The sequence below is a fragment of the Sphingomonas sp. PAMC 26621 genome (assembly GCF_000251145.1).
In the GTDB taxonomy this organism is placed as follows: domain Bacteria; phylum Pseudomonadota; class Alphaproteobacteria; order Sphingomonadales; family Sphingomonadaceae; genus Sphingomonas.
The window spans coordinates 25877-42307 of the sequence record NZ_AIDW01000020.1; the positions used below are offsets into that span (position 1 = coordinate 25877).

Here is a 16431-nt window from a genome sequence, read left to right on the forward strand (position 1 = left end):
CCGACTTCAGAACGGCAGCTTGAAACCCGGCGGAAGCGGGATGCCGCTCGTCATCTTGGCCATTTCTGCACCCGATGCAGCGTCTGCCTTGGCCTTGGCGTCGTTGAACGCCGCGACGACGAGGTCCTCGACCATCTGCTTCTCGCTTGGCTGGAGCAGTGATTCATCGATCGTGATCCCGATGATCCGGCCCTTGGCCGAGGCCTGGACCTTGACCAGGCCGCCACCGGCAGCGCCCTCGACCTCGATCTTGTCGAGCCCGTCCTGCGCCTTCGCCAGCTCGTTCTGGACGTTCTGCGCCATCGCCATGATGTCTTCGATACTGTTCATGCACTCATGCTCCGTTGCGCCGCCAACAGGCGGTCGATTTCGGTTTCGGGTAAGCTCGCGTCGGGGAACGCTTCAAGCGCCGCGGCGATCACCGGGGTCGCAAGAATTTCCGCCTTGAACGCCTCGCGCCGCGCGGCTTCCGCCTCGCGGATCGTCGGCGCGCCGACGGTCGGCGCGGTGGTGATCCGCCACATCCGCCCGGTAATCTGCTTGAGCGACGCGCCAAGCTCGCCGATCAGGTCGCTCGGCAAGGGGCGCGACGAACTCAGCACCAGCTCGACGTCGACGATGCTGATCATGCTGGCGTGGTGCACCAGCCGCGACGCGAGCGCCAGTTGGCCGACCGACTCGAGCAGCGTGACGATCGCCTCGATCGACTGCGGCATCGCCGCGGCGGCGGGTTCGCTGAGCGCAGGCGCAGGCGCAGGTGCGACAGGCGTGGCGACGACCGGCGGCGCGCCGTTCTGGATCATCCGCGCAAGTTCGCCGGGATCGGGCAGCGTCGATGCATGGACCAGCCGCAGCAACGCCATTTCGCACGCTTCGATCGGCAGCGCGGCACGGCCCACTTCCTCATGCCCCTTGAGCAGCAACTGCCACAACCGGTGCAGCGCCGCGAACGACAGGGTCCCGCTCCACGCCTCGAGCGCGGCGCGCTCCTCGGTCGCCTGCCCCGCCTCGGCGGCGGCCCCCAGCTTGACCAACGTCGTCGCGTGAACCGTCTCGAGCAACCCGCGCAGCACGCCGAGTGGATCGACCCCAAGGTCATATTGCCGCCGCAACGCCGCCAGCGCGCCGAGCGCATCGCCTGCGAGCAGCAGCGCCATCATGTCGCGGATCGCGCCGCGATCGGACAAGCCGAGCATGTCGCGCACCGCGGCGGCGTTGACCTGGCCGCCCTCCATGTCGGCATGCGCAATCGCCTGGTCGAGGATCGACAGACCGTCGCGCGCCGAGCCTTCGGCCGCGCGCGCGATCAGCCCCAGCGCCTCGGGTTCCGCCGAAACGCCCTCCGCCTCGACCACCCGCGCGAAATGGTCCGCGAGCTTCTCCGCCGGGATACGGCGCAGGTCGAACCGCTGGCACCGCGACAGCACCGTCACCGGCACCTTGTTGACCTCGGTCGTCGCGAGCACGAACTTCACGCCCTCGGCCGGCTCCTCCAGCGTCTTCAGCAGCGCATTGAACGCGTTCTTCGACAGCATGTGGACTTCGTCGATGATGTAGATCTTGTAGCGCGCGACGAACGCGGTCATCCGCGACGCGTCGATCACCGCGGCATGTCGTCGACGCCGGTGTGGCTTGCGGCGTCCATCTCGATCACGTCAATGTGCCGCCCCTCGGCGATCCCGACGCACGGCTCGCAAACGCCGCACGGATCGATCGTTGGGCCGCCGTTGCCGTCCGGACCGATGCAGTTGAGCGCCTTCGCCAGCAACCGCGCGGTCGACGTCTTGCCGACCCCGCGGACGCCCGTCAGCAGAAACGCATGCGCAAGCCGCTGGCGGCGGATCGCATTGCCCAGCGTCGTCACCATCGCATCCTGCCCGATCAGCTCGGCGAAGGTCTGCGGGCGATATTTGCGCGCGAGGACGCGATACGCGTCCTTGGAAACGGGCTGCGGCGGTGCGCCCAGGTCGAAGCCGGGAGGATCGATGGAGTCGGACATTGCCGTCTATCTAGAGCGGCAGCGCGCACGATGTAAGGGAAAGCTTTGGCGGAGCTAGCACTCTACGCCAAAGCAGCGGTGGGAGCCGGAACGACCCGCGGCGAAATCGTTGTGGCTGCTGCCTTCCGGCCCTGACCAAGTTGGCGACGACCACGTCCGCCCGACTCCCGCGCTGCCTATGGCGGGGTCGGGCGGAAGGATCAAGAGGGCTTAGCGGCGGACCGTCCGGCAGATGCGGACCTGGCGGTGACCGCGACGTTCCATCCGGCACACCTTGCGCGACCGATAGTTCGGGCGATGGCGATCGACATGGACGGTGCGCGTCACGACGCGGTCACGGCGATCGTGGCGATCCTGCGCGCTGGCGGCGGCCGGGGCGAGTGCACTGGCGGCAATCAGACCGGCGGACAGGAGGGCGAACAATTTCATGGCAAGTCTCCGTAGGTACCCGGATGGCACGCAAGCGTAATGATCAGCCGCGTTGCATGTTCCGAGATTCCGGCGGAATCGCGACCGTTATCCGATCCATGGCCGCCGTCAGGACGATCTGGCAGGCAAGCCGGCTGGTCCGCGTTGCCCCCGATGCGAGATCGAGCATATCCTCTTCCACCGCGCTTGCGGGCGGCACCGCATCGAAATCGGCCGAAGCGAGGATCACATGGCAGGTCGAGCACGCCATCTGCCCCTCGCACGTTCCCTCGAGCGGCTGGTCCGCAAGCTGCGCGACTCGCAGCAGGCTGTCACCCGCTTCCGCCACGACCTCGCGCACGCCGCCATCGCGCTCGACGAACCGGACACGAATCATGCTGCCATCCTTTGTAAATCTGCGGCAACGACGATCCGGTCGATCGCCTCGGTCAGCGCGGTCGGATCGGTATAGCGCCCGAACCCGAGCCGGATGCTCGAGCGCGCCTGTGCCTCGCTGAGTCCGATCGCGCGGAGCACGTGGCTCGACCGCCCCGATCCGCTCGCGCACGCCGAGCCCGCCGAAAAGGCGATGTCGCGCAGGTCGGACATCAGCCGCGCGCCATCGAGGCCATCGCGGCGGATGTTGAGGTTGCCGGGATAGCGGTGCTCGACCGATCCGTTGATCTGCCAGCCGTCACCGAGACGCTCGACCGCGAGTCGCCACAGCCCTGCGATATGCGCGGAAGCGGCGGCATATTCGCGCGCCATCAGATCTGCCGCAACACCGAACCCGGCACAAAGCGCCGGCGACAGCGTTCCCGAACGACCGAGCGCCTCCTGCCCCCCGCCATGCATGAACGGGTCGAGCGCGACCCCGTCGCGGACATACAGCGCGCCGATCCCTTTCGGCCCGTGGATCTTGTGCGCCGAGATCGCCACGAAATCGGCCCCCGCTGGCAGATCGATCCGCCCGACGCCCTGCACCGCGTCGCACAGGAACCGCGCCCCGGCGGCCTGCGCCATGTTCCCCAATGCCAACGTCGGCTGGACCACGCCGATCTCGTTATTGACGAGCATCGCCGCGACCAGCCCGACTCCGGGGACGATCGCCGCCTCGGCGACATCGCGGTCGACCAGTCCGTCCGACCCGACGGGCAAAATCGTCACCGATCGTCCGCTCGCGCGCGCGGTGTCGAGCACCGCGGCATGTTCGGTCGCAATCGTGACGATCGGCCCGGTCGTCCCCTTGATCGCCCAGTTGAGCGCTTCGGTCGCGCCGCTGGTGAACGCGACACGCCCATGCGGCGGCAGCAGCGTCGCGAGCTGTGCCCGGGCATGCTCGACCACCGCCTTGGCCTTGCGCCCCGCGGCATGCGGCGAATGCGGGTTGGCATGCTGGTCGCGCAGCCACGGCAGCATCGCGTCGAGCGATTCCGGCGCAAGCGGGGTGGTCGCCTGATAATCGAGGTACGTCATGCCGCCCCCAGCAAGTCGAGCCCGCGCGCGGAACGGGCGACGCTGCGCCACTCGGCCACGAACCGGTCGACATCCGCCGCCGACGTGCCACGCCCGAAACTCACCCGGATCACTTCGCGCGACGCGGCGACGTCCCAGCCCATCGCGCCGAGGACATGGCTCGGCTTCATGCTCCCCGAGGAACAGGCGCTCCCCGCCGAGACCGCGATCCCCGCCATGTCGAAGCGGATCAACTGCGTCGCGGCGGCGAGCCCGGGCAGGCGATACGATCCGATCGCGGGGTGACGCTCGGCCTGCGGCGCGACCACGACGCCCCCCGACCGGACGATCGCATCGTCGAGCCTGGCGCGCAGCAGTGCCATCCCGGCGACGTCCTCGGGCTCGCGCAGCGCGGCGGCATAGCCGAGCGCGCCGGGCAGGTTCTCGGTCCCGCCGCGATAGCCGCGTTCCTGCCCGCCGGTCGGGGTGAGCGTCGCCAGATCCCGCACGAGCAGCGCGCCGATCCCCGGCGGCCCGCCACGCTTGTGCGCCGACAGCGTGACGAAATCGGCCTGCTCCGCGACCGTGCCATCGACCCCCGGGGGCATTTGTGCGGCGTCGACCAGCAGCAGCCCGCCTGCCGCGTGGACGATGTCAGCGATCGCGGCGATCGGCTGGCGCACCCCGGTCTCGCTGTTCGCCCATTGCACCGCGACCAGCGCGCCATCGCCCGCCAGCAGCATCTTGAGCGCGTTCAGATCGAGCACGCCGAGCGAGTCGACCGGAACCACGTCGGCGGCGGGCGCGGCGCGAATGACCGCGTCATGCTCCACCGAGGAGATCAGCCGCCGAGGCGGTGTTGCGCGTGTCAGCGCGATCCCGAGCGCTTCGCTCGCCCCGCTGGTGAGGAGCGTTTCCCCGCGCCAGCCATAGGCACTGCCGATCGTCCGCCGCGCCTCCTCAAGCGCGGCGCGGGCCGCGCGCCCCTCGCTGTGCGGCGACGACGGATTGGCCCATGCCGACATCCCCCGCGCAACGGCCTCCGCCGCGACGGGCAGGATCGGCGTCGTCGCGGCATGGTCGAGATACAGGCGGGGCGGCATTATCGGCATCGAAGGGAGGGACTCGCGGCAATCATTGCGCAGACGTGCGCCATCATTGTATAGCGCACAACTCTTCGCGCGCCCCCTCCGGGCGTGTTCCCCCGAATTTCCTTGTCAGCAGGTCCGATGCCAGAAGTCATTTTCCCCGGCCCAGACGGTCGTCTCGAAGGCCGTTTCGCTCCCGCATCGCGTCCGCGCGCGCCCGTCGCGATGATCCTCCATCCGCATCCGCAGGCGGGGGGCACGATGAACAATCATATCGTGATGGAGCTCTACAAGACCTTCCAGCGCCGCGGGTTCGCGACGTTGCGCTTCAACTTCCGCGGCGTCGGCAAGAGCCAGGGGACGTTCGACAACGGCGTCGGCGAACTTTCCGACGCGGCGAGCGCGCTCGACTGGGTCCAGAGCTTCCACCCCGAGGCGCAGACCACCTGGATCGCGGGCGTCAGCTTCGGCGCGTGGATCGGGATGCAGTTGCTGATGCGCCGCCCCGAGATCCGCGGCTTCATCTCGGTCGCGCCGCCCGCGAACATGTACGACTTCACGTTCCTGGCGCCGTGCCCGGCGAGCGGGATCATCATCCAGGGCGAGGCCGACGAGGTCGCCACCCCTGCCGCCACGCAGAAGCTGGTCGACAAGCTGCGGACGCAGAAGCACATCACGATCAATCACGACACGATCCCCAAGGCGAACCATTTCTTCGAGCATGAAATGCCGCAGCTGATGGGGTCGGTAGACAAGTATCTCGACATGCGGCTGGATCCGAACTCGCCGATCCGCTGATCGAGCCGGGCCGGGGCAGGTTCGTGATAAGTGCGGGAGGGTATCACGCACTGTATCCCCCGGCGCGGGCCGTGGCCCAAAAGCGGTTCCAACGCGAGGGTACGTCGACGCTTCGTTACCCCGGCCCTCGCGATTGGGCCCCGGCCTTCGCTGGGGGGGGGCGTTGGTTGGGGGTATCCGCGCCCCCTATGAACCCGTCATTCCGGCCCCCTTCCTTGGACGGACCCGGAATGGCGGCGTGGTCAATCCTTGCTCACACCATCATGCGTAGGCGTAGGCCCCGCCCTTTTCGAGCGCCGCCTGATACGCCGGGCGCGCATGGATCTTGTCGAGCCACGCGATCGTCGCCGGACGCGTTTCGTCGAGCCCGGCGCGGCTACGCGCGGCCTCGAGCGGGAAGCTCATCATGATGTCGGCGCCGCTGATCTGATCGCCCGCGAACCACGGGCGGCTGGCGAGTTCGCTTTCGACATAGTCGAGATGGACGTCGATCATCGGCTGGATCCGCTTTGCCGCGGTCTTGCCGATCACCGGAATGCGGTTGAGCACCAGCAACAGCAACAGCGGCGGCATCATCGATCCCTCAGCGTAATGGAGATACTGGCGGTAGCGCAGCGTGTCGTCGCGGTGCGCGGGCGGGCCCATCCGGCCATCGGCAAGCTCGACGATATAGTCGACGATCGCGCCCGTCTCGATGATCACACGCCCTGCGTCGGCATCCTGCAGCACCGGCGACTTTCCGAGCGGGTGGATCTGCTTGAGCTCGGGCGGTGCGAGCATCGTCACCTTGTCGCGCTCGTACCGCACGATCTCATACGGGAGCGCGAGTTCCTCGAGCAGCCACAGGATTCGCTGCGAACGCGAATTTTCGAGATGATGGACGATCAGCGTCATGGGCTTCTCCGGAACGGGTGACGGGGGTTGATCCGCCGATACGAAACGTCGCCTCAACCTACCCAGCTTCGCCGATCGCTACCATCCCAAACCATGAAGGGCCCGCCATTGCAGGCGGGCCCTCCCAGGTGTTCGACGGCAAAACCAGCCGTCCCGTACAATGAAAACCGCGGTGTGCACGCCGCGCCTACCACTCCGCCCGCCACCTTGCGGCCGGAGCGAACCTCACATCTCGTCGTCGCCGTCGACATCGTCGGGTTCGGGGCCCGCCATCATCTCCTCCGCAACCTTGTCGGTCCGCGTGCGAATCGCCTTTTCGAGGCGGTCGCTCATCTCGACATTGTTCTTGAGGAAGGTCTTGGCGTTCTCGCGGCCCTGCCCGATGCGGACGCTGTCATAGGAGAACCACGCGCCCGACTTCTCGACCAGCCCGGCCTTGACGCCGAGATCGAGAATCTCGCCGATCTTGGACACGCCCTGCCCGTACATGATGTCGAACTCGACCTGCTTGAACGGCGGCGCGACCTTGTTCTTGACGACCTTGACGCGCGTCGTGTTGCCGATGATCTCCTCGCGGTCCTTGATCTGCCCGGTACGCCGAATGTCGAGGCGGACCGAGGCGTAGAACTTGAGCGCGTTGCCGCCGGTCGTCGTCTCGGGGTTGCCGTACATCACGCCGATCTTCATGCGCAGCTGGTTGATGAAGATCACCATGCAGCGCGACCGGCTGATCGACCCCGTCAGCTTGCGCAGCGACTGCGACATGAGGCGCGCCTGCAGACCGACATGGCTGTCGCCCATCTCGCCCTCGATTTCGGCGCGCGGAACGAGCGCCGCAACCGAATCGACCACCAGCACGTCGATCGCATTCGAGCGGACCAGCGTGTCGACGATCTCGAGCGCCTGCTCGCCGGTGTCGGGCTGCGAGACGATCAGCTCGTCAATGTTGACGCCGAGCTTCTTGGCATAGACCGGGTCGAGCGCATGCTCGGCGTCGACGAACGCCGCGGTGCCGCCGCCCTTCTGTGCTTCGGCGATGACGTGCAGCGCGAGCGTCGTCTTACCCGAGCTTTCCGGCCCGTAAATCTCGATCACGCGCCCGCGCGGCAAGCCGCCGACGCCGAGCGCAATGTCGAGCCCGAGCGAGCCGGTCGAGATCACCTCGACCTGCATCGTCTGCTTCGAGCCCAGCTTCATCGCCGAGCCCTTGCCAAACGCGCGATCGATCTGCGCGAGCGCCGCTTCGAGTGCCTTGGCGCGCTCCGCGCTCGCCTTCTCGGTGGATTTGTCGGTGGATGCCGCCATTTTGCTGTCGATCACTTTCAACGAAACCGCCATTGGAGCCTCCCGCTAGACCGAACGCCCAGCGCGTTCAATGCATGGTGGCTATGTACTGCGTTTGTTCGATTAGAACAAGTAGGGAACGATAACTTTCGACAGCTTCGCGGGATCGAACCGTCACCCCGACGACGGCCGGGGTGACGGGATCCGTTACGGGAGGCCGTTTCCGCCCGCCGCGCCATAGACATGCCCGGTCGTGAAGCTTGAGCCATTCTCCGCGAGGATGACGTAGATCCCGGCAAGCTCGCCCGGCTGACCCGGCCGCCCGGCGGGCGCATCACCGCCGAAATTCTCGAGCTTTTCCATCGTCGCGCCGCCGGACACCTGAAGCGGCGTCCAAACTGGCCCCGGTGCCACACCGTTGACGCGGATCCCCTTCGGCGCGAGCTGCTTCGCCAGGCTGCGGACGTAATTGGTCGTCGCCGCCTTGGTCATCGCATAATCGTACAGGTCCTTGGAAGGATCGGTCGCCTGCTCGGAGGTGGTGCCGATGATCGCCGAACCCGGCTGGAGATACGGCAGCGCCGCCTTGATGATCCAGAACGGCGCGTAGATGTTGGTCTTCATCGTCCAGTCGAACTGCTCGGTCGAAATATCCAGGATCGACGCGTGCGCCTGCTGCCGGCCTGCGTTGCTGACGACGATATCCAGCCCGCCCAGTTGCTTGACCGCGCTATCGACGAGCTTCTTGCAGAACGCCTCGCTGCGCAGATCGCCCGGGATCGCGATTCCCTTGCGGCCTGCCGCACGGATCAGGTCGATCACTTCGCGCGCGTCGGCTTCTTCGTCGGGGAGGTAGTTGATCGCGACATCGGCGCCCTCGCGCGCATAGGCGATCGCCGCGGCGCGGCCCATGCCGGAGTCGCCGCCGGTGATCAGCGCCTTGCGCCCGGCCAGACGGCCCGAACCGCGATAGCTGGTCTCACCATGATCGGGGCGCGGGTTCATCTTGCCGGCGAGGCCGGGCCACGGCTGGCTCTGACGCTGGAACGGCGGCTTGGGCCCCGCGCTCCGCGGATCCTTGAGTCCGGTTGCCGGCGTACCCTGTGCGGGCGCTTGCGGCTTGGCGAGCGCCGGACCGGCCGATGCTGCGGCGGCGGCGAGACCGACCGCTGCACCACTTACCATCGCGCGGCGTGAAATTCCGTCTTCCTGATTGGCCATCGTTCGTCTCCGTCCAGCATGTCGTGTGCTGGGGAAACTCGCGGCCCCGAAAGCGGTTCAGCCAGTGCGCCGCTTTGTTACAGTAATCTATATCAGGTAACGCGACAGAAGCCGATCACCGAAGCGCGTCGAGCGCCTTCGAAACGCCGTCCATCGTGAACGGCTTGGGCAGTGTCGGCCGGTCCGACCAGGCATCGCCGACGCTGTCGTGCGACCCGCCGGTTGCAAACACGAACGGGATATTGCGCGCCGCAAGCGCTTCGGCGATCGGGAAACTCTTCTCACCGCCGCGCAGGTTGACATCAAGGATCGCGGCGTCGATGCCGCCCGCGTCGACCAGCGCCAAAGCGGTGCCGACGGTATCGGCACTCCCAGCGAGCGACTTGCCGAGGACGTCGAGGAAATCCTCGATCATCATCGCGATCAGGGGCTCGTCCTCGACGACGAGAATGGACTGTGGTGCGCTCATCCCGCCGCCTTTATCGTACCACGCCGTGTCGCGCTATCTCATTTTGTTCCTAACACTTCGCGCGTCGCTTCGGCAAGCTGTTGGACGGAAAAGGGTTTCGCGAGGAAGGCGACATTGTCCAGATTGATCGACTTGCGCAGCGTCTCCTCGGCATAGCCCGACATGAACAGGATCGGCAGATCGGGATAGCGCGCGCGGGCGTGCCGGACCATCGTCGGGCCATCCATCAGCGGCATCATCACGTCCGAGATCAGCAGGTCGGGTCGCGGATTGACCGCGAGCAATTCGAGCGCCGCCTCGCCGTTCTCGGCGGTGAGCACGGTATAGCCCTGCCGGCTCAGCGCCCGTTCGGCGACCGCGCGGACCATGTCCTCATCCTCGACGAGCAGGATCGTGCCCGTCCCCCACAGGTCGACCGGTTTTTCGCGCGGCAGGGCACGTTGTGTCACCGGCTCGCTCAGCGCGCCTTCGGTATAGACCGGCAGGTACATGGTGAACACCGCCCCCTGCGCGCCACGCGGGCCACCGTCCGCACCGCCGTCCTTGCGATTGTCCGCGAAGATGTAGCCGCCCGACTGTTTGACGATGCCGTAGACGGTCGAGAGGCCGAGCCCGGTGCCCTTCCCGACTTCCTTGGTGGTAAAGAACGGCTCGAAGATCTTCGGGAGGATCTCGACCGGAATCCCGCCGCCGGTGTCCGCGATCTCGAGCACCGAATAATCCGCTGGTGGCAGGATGTCGGACGCGAGCTTACGCACGTCAGCGGCGGTCACCGCATAGGTCTGGATCGACAGCGTGCCCGCGCCACGCGGATCGTGCGTGATCATCGCGTCGCGCGCGTTGACCGCGAGGTTGACGACGACCTGTTCGAGCTGTCCCGGGTCCGCGCGGACCGGGCTGAGATTGCGCCCGTGCTTGACCGTCAGCGTCACCGTCTCGCCGAGCAGGCGCTTGAGCAGGTTGGAGACTTCGGAAATGACGTCGGGCAGCTGGAGCACCTGCGGGCGGAGCGTCTGCTGGCGCGAAAAGGCGAGCAGCTGGCGCGTCAGGCTGGCCGCGCGGTTGGAATTGGCGCGGATCTGCTGGATGTCGTCATAATCGCTGTCGCCGGGGGAATGGCGCATCAGCATCAGGTCGCAATGCCCGATGATCGCGGTCAGGATGTTGTTGAAATCGTGCGCGACGCCGCCCGCGAGCTGCCCCACCGCCTGCATCTTGGTCGCCTGCGCGACCTCGCGCTTGAGGCGGGTTTCCTCGCTATTGTCCTTGAGGCTGAGCAGCACCGCCGCCTCGCCGAGCCCACGCGCACCCGCGATCGACAGCGCGACCGGCTCGTCGGGATGGTCGCGTAGCCGCACCGCGAGATCGGTCGAATGCGTCGCGCCGCCCGCAAACCGGCGGATCGCGTCCGCGACGACGCCCTTGTCCTCGCGCACCAGCAAATCGCCGGGATAGAGCGGCGGGCTGTTCGGATCGACCGCGGCGGCGCGCGCGAACGCGTCGTTCATCTGGAGGAAGCGCCCATCCGCGCCGATCAGCGCGACGCCGAACGGCATCAGCGCGACGAGGCTCTTGATGTGCGCGCCCGCGCTTTCGCCGATCGCGGGGTGGGCGCCGTCCTCCTCGTCGATCAGCGCGACGAGCATCGGCGCGTCTTCGCCGTCGAGGAACGGGATCTGGAGAACGCGCAACGGGTTGCGGGTCATCCCCTCGCGTTCGAAGCGGGCCATGCCGTAAGCGTCGGTGATGAGGAACCGCGCAAAGTCACGCCCGAGGATCGGGCTGTCGCCCTCCCCCATCGCGCGCGCGCGCAGCACGCGGTTGGCGGCGCGGATCCGCCCGTCGGGATTGATCAGCGCGGTCATGATCCCGGCGCTGCCGAGCCGGTCGCCGGTCGGGCCCGAGATCAGCGTCTCCATCGTCCGCGCGAGATCGAGCCCCTCGCTCCCGCGGAACCGCCACACCAGCAGGTTGCCGTCCTCGCCCGCGCGCGCGACGTCGGCAGTGAGCGACGTGCCCTGCGCGATCAGCCGCCCCGCGGTCGCCGCGCCGTCGCGCCACGCGGCGCGCCCGGCGGCGCTCAGCCGCTCGACGCCGCTCGCGTCGAACGGCAGGCCCGGGGGCGTGGGGAAGCCCGAGAACACCGCTTCGTAGCGATCGTTCGCGCAGACGAGCCGCCCTGCACGGTCCGTGACCGCGATCGCGTCCGCGCTGCTCTCGGCAAGCGCGCGCGCGACGCTCCAGTCGGGTTCGCTCGCGGTATCGGCGGCAATCGGGAACAGCCGGCGGAAAACCAGCAACCCGCCGCCAAGCACGATCGCAGACGCAAGGAACGCCGCCGCGATCGGCACGCTGCCAAGCGCGCCGAGGATGATGAGCGACGCCAGAATCCCCGATCCGACCGCGATCAGCAGCGCCGAGCGGGCGGGAGTGTCAGAACTCGAAATCGGGACGCTTGCCATAGGACCTCGTGTCGAAGCCTCGAGATGAAGCGTCAAGGGTGTTGCGGACCCGCCCGTCCGATGTTTCGCCGCAACCGCCGCCTTGCGTCAGAGGATCGCCCCGAAGACAGGAAACCCCTCTAGACCGCTTCGACCGGCCCCGTCACCCCGGGCTTCTCCCGGGGTGACGGGGTTCGAGCGTCTTGCTCCATGTCCGACCGCGACAGGGCTTACCAGATGCGGACCCGCTGCTGCGGGGTCAGGAACAGTTTCTGCCCGGGCTTGGCCTGATACGCCGCGTACCACGGATCGAGATTGCGCACGACCCAGGCGCGCTGTTCGGACGGGCTGTGCGCGTCGATGACGAGCCGCTGCCGGAGGTTGGCCTCGCGGTAGTTGCGCCGCCACACCTGCGCCCAGCCGAGATAGAAGCGCTGGTCCGCAGTAAAGCCGCCGAGCGTCGGCGCGGGACGATCGCCGAGCGCGTGGTGATACGCGTCGTACGCTACCGTCAGGCCGGCCAGATCCGCGACATTCTCGCCCAGCGTCAGCGCGCCCTTTACATGGGTGCCGGGAAGCGGTTCGTAGGCGTCATATTCCTTGACCAGCGCATCGGTCCGCCCCTTGAACGCCGCGACATCGGCGGGCGTCCACCAGTCGGTCAGTTCGCCCTTGGCGTTATATTTCGCGCCCTGATCGTCGAAATGATGGCTAAGTTCGTGCCCGATGACCGCGCCGATCCCGCCGTAATTGACCGCATCGTCGGCGTTCGGATCAAAGAACGGCGGTTGCAGGATCGCGGCTGGGAAGACGATCTCGACCATGCCGAAATTGGCATAGGCGTTCACTTCCATCGGGGTCATGCCCCATTCCCAGCGCTGGAGCGGCTTGCCGAGGTGCGAAACGTTATACGCCTGCTGCCAATGGTTCGCACGCCAGGTGTTTCCGTACGCGTCGCCCGCGACGATCTCGAGCCCGGCGTAATCCTTCCACTGCGAGGGATAGCCGATCTTGGGGGTAAAGGCGGCGAGCTTGGCGTGCGCCTTGATCTTGGTCTCGGGCGCCATCCAGTCGAGCTTGTCGATCCGGCGATCCATCGCCGCGATCACGTTCTTGACGAGCTTGTCCGCCGCGGCCTTGGTCTCGGGCGGGAAGTATTTGGCGACGTACAGCTTGCTGACATCGTCATCGAGCGCGCCGGTGGTGAACTGGACCGCGCGCTTCCAGCGGGCTTCCTGTTCGGGCGTGCCCGACAATTGCGTGCCGAAGAAGGCGAACTGCTCGTCGTCGAGCGCCTTGGGGAGCACGTCGGCATAGCTATCGAGCGAGCGCAGAATCAGCTGGTCCTGCAACACGCCGAGCGGCGCGGCCGAAACGAGCTTGGCGATCCCGGCAATCGCGGTCGGCTGCGAGACGATGACGGTCGAGACCTTTGCGCCGATGCCGTCGAAATAGGTCGTGAACGCAAAGCCCGGTGCCGACTTGGCGAGATCTGCGACCGACATCTTGTTGTAGGTCTTGGTCGCATCGCGGCTGTCGATGCGGGTCCAGCTGACCTTGGCGATCTCGGTCTCGAACGCGACCAGCGCGGCGGCGCGCGCGGCGGCGTTCGGCTCGCCCGCAAGCGTCAGCATCTTGGCGATATGCGCCTGATACGCCGCCTTCTTGGGCGCAAAGCTCGCCTCGAGATAATAGTCGCGGTCGGGCATGCCGAGCCCCGCCTGGCCGACCGACAGCGCATAGATTTCGGGCTGCTTGTCGTCCTGCCCGACATAGGCACCGAACGGGCCACCCACGCCGGCACGCGTCGCCTCGGCGAGCAGCGCGGGATAGGCTGCGCGCGCTTTGAGCGCCTTGATCTTGCCGAGCCACGGCTGGACCGGGGCAAGCCCCTTCGCGTCGATCGCGGGTCGATCGAGGAAGGTCGCATAGGCCCTGCCGATCTTCGACCCCGGATCGCGCGCCACGCCATCGAGGATCGTCCGCGTCCGCGCTTCCGACAGGTCGGCGAGCAGGTTGAACGACCCGTAGTTCGACTTGTCCGCCGGGATCTGCGTCGTGCGCGCCCAGGTCCCGTTGGCGAAGGTGTAGAAATTGTCCCCCGGCGCGACCGAGCGGTCCATGCCCGCCTCGTCAAACCCGAAGCTGCCGAACTGCGGCTTGCCCTTGGCCGCGGCAGGTGCCTCGGCGGGGGCCGTCTGCGCGACACCGCCGGTCGCGACCGCGACCGCCAACGCCCCGGCCGAAGCCAGGGCGAGACCATAAATCCGTTTCATCGTCGTCTCCGAAATCAGGATGCTTGGCTTACCAGACGCGAACGCGGTCAGCCGGCGCGAGGTACATCGTGTCGCCAGGCCTTGCGCCGAATGCCTTATACCAGTTGTCGACGTTGCGCACCTCGGCGGTGCGGAACGGACCCGGCGAATGCGGGTCGCTCAGCAGCTGCGAGCGCAGCGCGGGCTCGCGGAACTTGATCCGCCACACCTGCGCGTACCCCAGGTAGAAACGCTGGTCGCCGGTCATCCCGCCGATCACCGGCGCGGGCTTGCCGTTCAGCGAGCGGTGATAGGCGTCATACGCGACCGCGAGGCCCGCGAGATCGGCCATGTTCTCGCCGAGCGTCAGGCCACCCTGGATATGCTGGCCGGGGATCGGCTCGTACGCGTCATATTGCTTGACGAGCTTGTCGGTCAGCGCGGTGAAGCGCTTGACGTCCTCGGGCGTCCACCATTCGGTCAGCTTGCCGGTCGAATCGAACTTGCGCCCCTGGTCGTCGAAATGGTGGCTCAGCTCATGCCCGATCACGACGCCGATCCCGCCGTAATTGACCGCCGGGTCCGCCTTGGCGTCGAAGAACGGCGGCTGCAGGATCGCCGCCGGGAAGACGATCTCGTTCATCGTCGGATTGGCATAGGCGTTGATCGTCATCGGGGTCATGCCCCATTCGGTGCGGTCGATCGGCCCGCCGAGCTTGTTGAGATCGCGCTGATATTCGAACGCATACGAAGCCGCGACATTGGTGACGAGGTCATCGCGGTTCACCTTGAGCGCGCTGTAGTCGCGCCACTTCGACGGATAGCCGATCTTGGGCGTGAACGACGCGAGCTTCTGATGCGCCTTGACCTTGGTTTCGGGCGCCATCCACTCGAGCTTGTCGAGCCGCTGGCCCATCGCCGCGATGATGTTCTTGACCAGCTCGTCCGCCGCGTTCTTCGATTCGGGCGGGAAATATTGCGCGACATATTGCTGGCCGACATCTTCGCCGAGCGCCCCGCCGACGACCGCGACGCCCCGCTTCCAGCGCGGCTGCTGCTGCGGCGCGCCCGACAGGACGGTGCCGTAGAAGGCGAAATTCGCCTGGTCGAACTGCTTCGACAGGAACGGGGCAAAGCTGCGCAGCAGCTTTAGCGTCAGATAGTCCTTGAGCACCGGCAGCGGAGTCGCCTGGAACAACTGTGCTTCGGCCGCGACCGCGCTCGGCTGGCCGACGATATAGGCGCGCTGCTGCGCGACGCCGAGCGCGGTCTGATATTCGCTCCAGGGGAAGCCCGGCGCCTTTGCCGCGAAGTCCGCGGCGGTCCACTTGTTGTAGCGCTTGTCCGCGTCGCGCGACATGATCCGGGTCCAGTGGCCGGTCGCGATCTGCGTCTCGAACGCGACGATCGCGGCGGCGCGCGTCTCGGCGTTGGGTTCGCCGATCATCCCGAGCATCTTGGCGAGATAGGCCTGATAGGCGGCCTTGGTCTCGACCAGCTTGGGGTCGGTCTTGAGATAATAATCGCGGTCGGGCAGGCCGAGGCCCGACTGGCCGGTGCTGACGATATAATTGGTCGGTGCCTTGGCATCGAGGCTGACCCCGACCCCGAACATCCCGCCGACGCCAAGCCGCTGGAGCTTCGCCATCTCGACCGCGAGCGCGGTCTTGTCCTTGGCCGCCTTGATCGCCGCGATCCATGGCTGGATCGGCTTGGCGCCCTTCGCCTCGATCGCGGCTTCATCCATGTAGCTGGCGTACATGTCGCCGCTCTTGTTGCCGGGCGTCTTCATCGCGGTCTCGAGGATCCCGCGGGTCCGCTCGGTCGAAAGGTCCTGCAGCACGTTGAACATGCCGAACGACGCGCGATCCTCGGGGATCGGCGTGGTCTTCGCCCAGTTGCCCCCTGCATATTCGGCGAAATTGTCGCCCGGCTTGATGGACTTGTCCATGCCCGCGGTATCGAGGCCGAAGTCGCCGTAGGTCGGCTTGCCGGCGACGGCGGCGGTGGGAACCGGCTTGGCCCTGGTCGCGGCGGTCTGCGCGTAGGTCACCCCGGCGATCGATACGGAGGCAAGCAAAGATACGACGAGATACGAACTACGCATGACAGGCCCTTC

At 67.0% G+C, this 16431-nt stretch carries 13 protein-coding genes, 1 other RNA gene and 1 pseudogene; 1 reads left to right on the top strand and 14 read right to left on the bottom strand.

The genetic code is table 11. The annotated features are described in order from the left end of the window. Nucleotides 1-6: 6 nt before the first annotated feature. The 7 genes and pseudogenes from RI03_RS11325 to RI03_RS11350 all read right to left on the bottom strand — a co-directional run bounded on the left by RI03_RS11325 (nucleotide 7) and on the right by RI03_RS11350 (nucleotide 4965). Nucleotides 7-330, bottom strand: coding sequence for a YbaB/EbfC family nucleoid-associated protein (locus RI03_RS11325; RefSeq protein ID WP_010164225.1), 324 nt, complete (start codon nucleotides 328-330; stop codon nucleotides 7-9). Then, nucleotides 327-1999 (bottom strand): annotated as a pseudogene (locus RI03_RS11330) (DNA polymerase III subunit gamma/tau). Before RI03_RS11330 ends, RI03_RS11325 begins: the two are co-directional and overlap by 4 nt. 74 nt (nucleotides 2000-2073) lie before the next feature. Then, nucleotides 2074-2171: signal recognition particle sRNA small type (gene ffs, locus RI03_RS22700), an RNA gene on the bottom strand. Between the two features lie 38 nt (nucleotides 2172-2209). Next, complete coding sequence (locus RI03_RS11335) at nucleotides 2210-2428, bottom strand: hypothetical protein (protein WP_026046662.1); 219 nt, start codon at nucleotides 2426-2428, stop codon at nucleotides 2210-2212. A 43-nt stretch (nucleotides 2429-2471) separates the two neighbouring features. Continuing rightward, nucleotides 2472-2804, bottom strand: coding sequence for a 2Fe-2S iron-sulfur cluster-binding protein (locus tag RI03_RS11340; protein ID WP_010217437.1), 333 nt, complete (start codon nucleotides 2802-2804; stop codon nucleotides 2472-2474). After that, a complete protein-coding gene (locus RI03_RS11345; protein WP_010217438.1) occupies nucleotides 2801-3883 on the bottom strand; it encodes a cysteine desulfurase family protein in 1083 nt (360 codons plus the stop codon). Before RI03_RS11345 ends, RI03_RS11340 begins: the two co-directional genes overlap by 4 nt. Further along, nucleotides 3880-4965, bottom strand: coding sequence for a cysteine desulfurase family protein (locus tag RI03_RS11350; protein ID WP_010217439.1), 1086 nt, complete (start codon nucleotides 4963-4965; stop codon nucleotides 3880-3882). Before RI03_RS11350 ends, RI03_RS11345 begins: the two co-directional genes overlap by 4 nt. 126 nt (nucleotides 4966-5091) lie before the next feature. Between RI03_RS11350 and RI03_RS11355 the strand changes: the two genes are divergently transcribed. Next, entirely contained in the window at nucleotides 5092-5748 is a 657-nt protein-coding gene (locus RI03_RS11355; RefSeq protein ID WP_010164234.1) for an alpha/beta hydrolase, read from the top strand. Nucleotides 5749-6009: 261 nt separating this feature from the next. On the opposite strand, the gene RI03_RS11360 is transcribed toward RI03_RS11355, so the two are convergent. The 7 genes from RI03_RS11360 to RI03_RS11390 all read right to left on the bottom strand — a co-directional run bounded on the left by RI03_RS11360 (nucleotide 6010) and on the right by RI03_RS11390 (nucleotide 16419). Next, nucleotides 6010-6642 carry a glutathione S-transferase family protein gene (locus RI03_RS11360; RefSeq protein WP_010217441.1) on the bottom strand — a complete coding sequence of 211 codons (633 nt, stop codon included), beginning with the start codon at nucleotides 6640-6642 and terminating at the stop codon, nucleotides 6010-6012. A 225-nt stretch (nucleotides 6643-6867) separates the two neighbouring features. Beyond that, nucleotides 6868-7980 (bottom strand): recombinase RecA, encoded by a 1113-nt coding sequence (gene recA / locus RI03_RS11365; protein WP_026046663.1) that lies wholly within the window; start codon nucleotides 7978-7980, stop codon nucleotides 6868-6870. 153 nt (nucleotides 7981-8133) lie between these two features. Continuing rightward, on the bottom strand, nucleotides 8134-9147 hold the full coding sequence (locus tag RI03_RS11370; protein ID WP_010217443.1) for an SDR family oxidoreductase: 1014 nt from the start codon (nucleotides 9145-9147) through the stop codon (nucleotides 8134-8136). Nucleotides 9148-9262: 115 nt separating this feature from the next. Then, nucleotides 9263-9616 carry a response regulator gene (locus RI03_RS11375; RefSeq protein WP_010164243.1) on the bottom strand — a complete coding sequence of 118 codons (354 nt, stop codon included), beginning with the start codon at nucleotides 9614-9616 and terminating at the stop codon, nucleotides 9263-9265. Nucleotides 9617-9654: 38 nt separating this feature from the next. Further along, nucleotides 9655-12078 (bottom strand): response regulator, encoded by a 2424-nt coding sequence (locus RI03_RS11380; protein ID WP_010217446.1) that lies wholly within the window; start codon nucleotides 12076-12078, stop codon nucleotides 9655-9657. A 209-nt stretch (nucleotides 12079-12287) separates the two neighbouring features. Then, a complete protein-coding gene (locus RI03_RS11385; RefSeq protein ID WP_010217448.1) occupies nucleotides 12288-14333 on the bottom strand; it encodes a M13 family metallopeptidase in 2046 nt (681 codons plus the stop codon). A gap of 28 nt (nucleotides 14334-14361) precedes the next feature. Further along, a complete protein-coding gene (locus tag RI03_RS11390) occupies nucleotides 14362-16419 on the bottom strand; it encodes a M13 family metallopeptidase (RefSeq protein ID WP_026046664.1) in 2058 nt (685 codons plus the stop codon). Between the last annotated feature and the right edge of the window lie 12 nt (nucleotides 16420-16431).

Bases quoted from the DNA above. Each gene is read 5' to 3' on its own strand.
- RI03_RS11325 (WP_010164225.1), bottom strand. From the start codon at position 330: ATGAACAGTATCGAAGACATCATGGCGATGGCGCAGAACGTCCAGAAC.
- RI03_RS11335 (WP_026046662.1), bottom strand. From the start codon at position 2,428: ATGAAATTGTTCGCCCTCCTGTCCGCCGGTCTGATTGCCGCCAGTGCA.
- RI03_RS11340 (WP_010217437.1), bottom strand. From the start codon at position 2,804: ATGATTCGTGTCCGGTTCGTCGAGCGCGATGGCGGCGTGCGCGAGGTC.
- RI03_RS11345 (WP_010217438.1), bottom strand. From the start codon at position 3,883: ATGACGTACCTCGATTATCAGGCGACCACCCCGCTTGCGCCGGAATCG.
- RI03_RS11350 (WP_010217439.1), bottom strand. From the start codon at position 4,965: ATGCCGCCCCGCCTGTATCTCGACCATGCCGCGACGACGCCGATCCTG.
- RI03_RS11355 (WP_010164234.1), top strand. From the start codon at position 5,092: ATGCCAGAAGTCATTTTCCCCGGCCCAGACGGTCGTCTCGAAGGCCGT.
- RI03_RS11360 (WP_010217441.1), bottom strand. From the start codon at position 6,642: ATGACGCTGATCGTCCATCATCTCGAAAATTCGCGTTCGCAGCGAATC.
- recA (WP_026046663.1), bottom strand. From the start codon at position 7,980: ATGGCGGTTTCGTTGAAAGTGATCGACAGCAAAATGGCGGCATCCACC.
- RI03_RS11370 (WP_010217443.1), bottom strand. From the start codon at position 9,147: ATGGCCAATCAGGAAGACGGAATTTCACGCCGCGCGATGGTAAGTGGT.
- RI03_RS11375 (WP_010164243.1), bottom strand. From the start codon at position 9,616: ATGAGCGCACCACAGTCCATTCTCGTCGTCGAGGACGAGCCCCTGATC.
- RI03_RS11380 (WP_010217446.1), bottom strand. From the start codon at position 12,078: ATGGCAAGCGTCCCGATTTCGAGTTCTGACACTCCCGCCCGCTCGGCG.
- RI03_RS11385 (WP_010217448.1), bottom strand. From the start codon at position 14,333: ATGAAACGGATTTATGGTCTCGCCCTGGCTTCGGCCGGGGCGTTGGCG.
- RI03_RS11390 (WP_026046664.1), bottom strand. From the start codon at position 16,419: ATGCGTAGTTCGTATCTCGTCGTATCTTTGCTTGCCTCCGTATCGATC.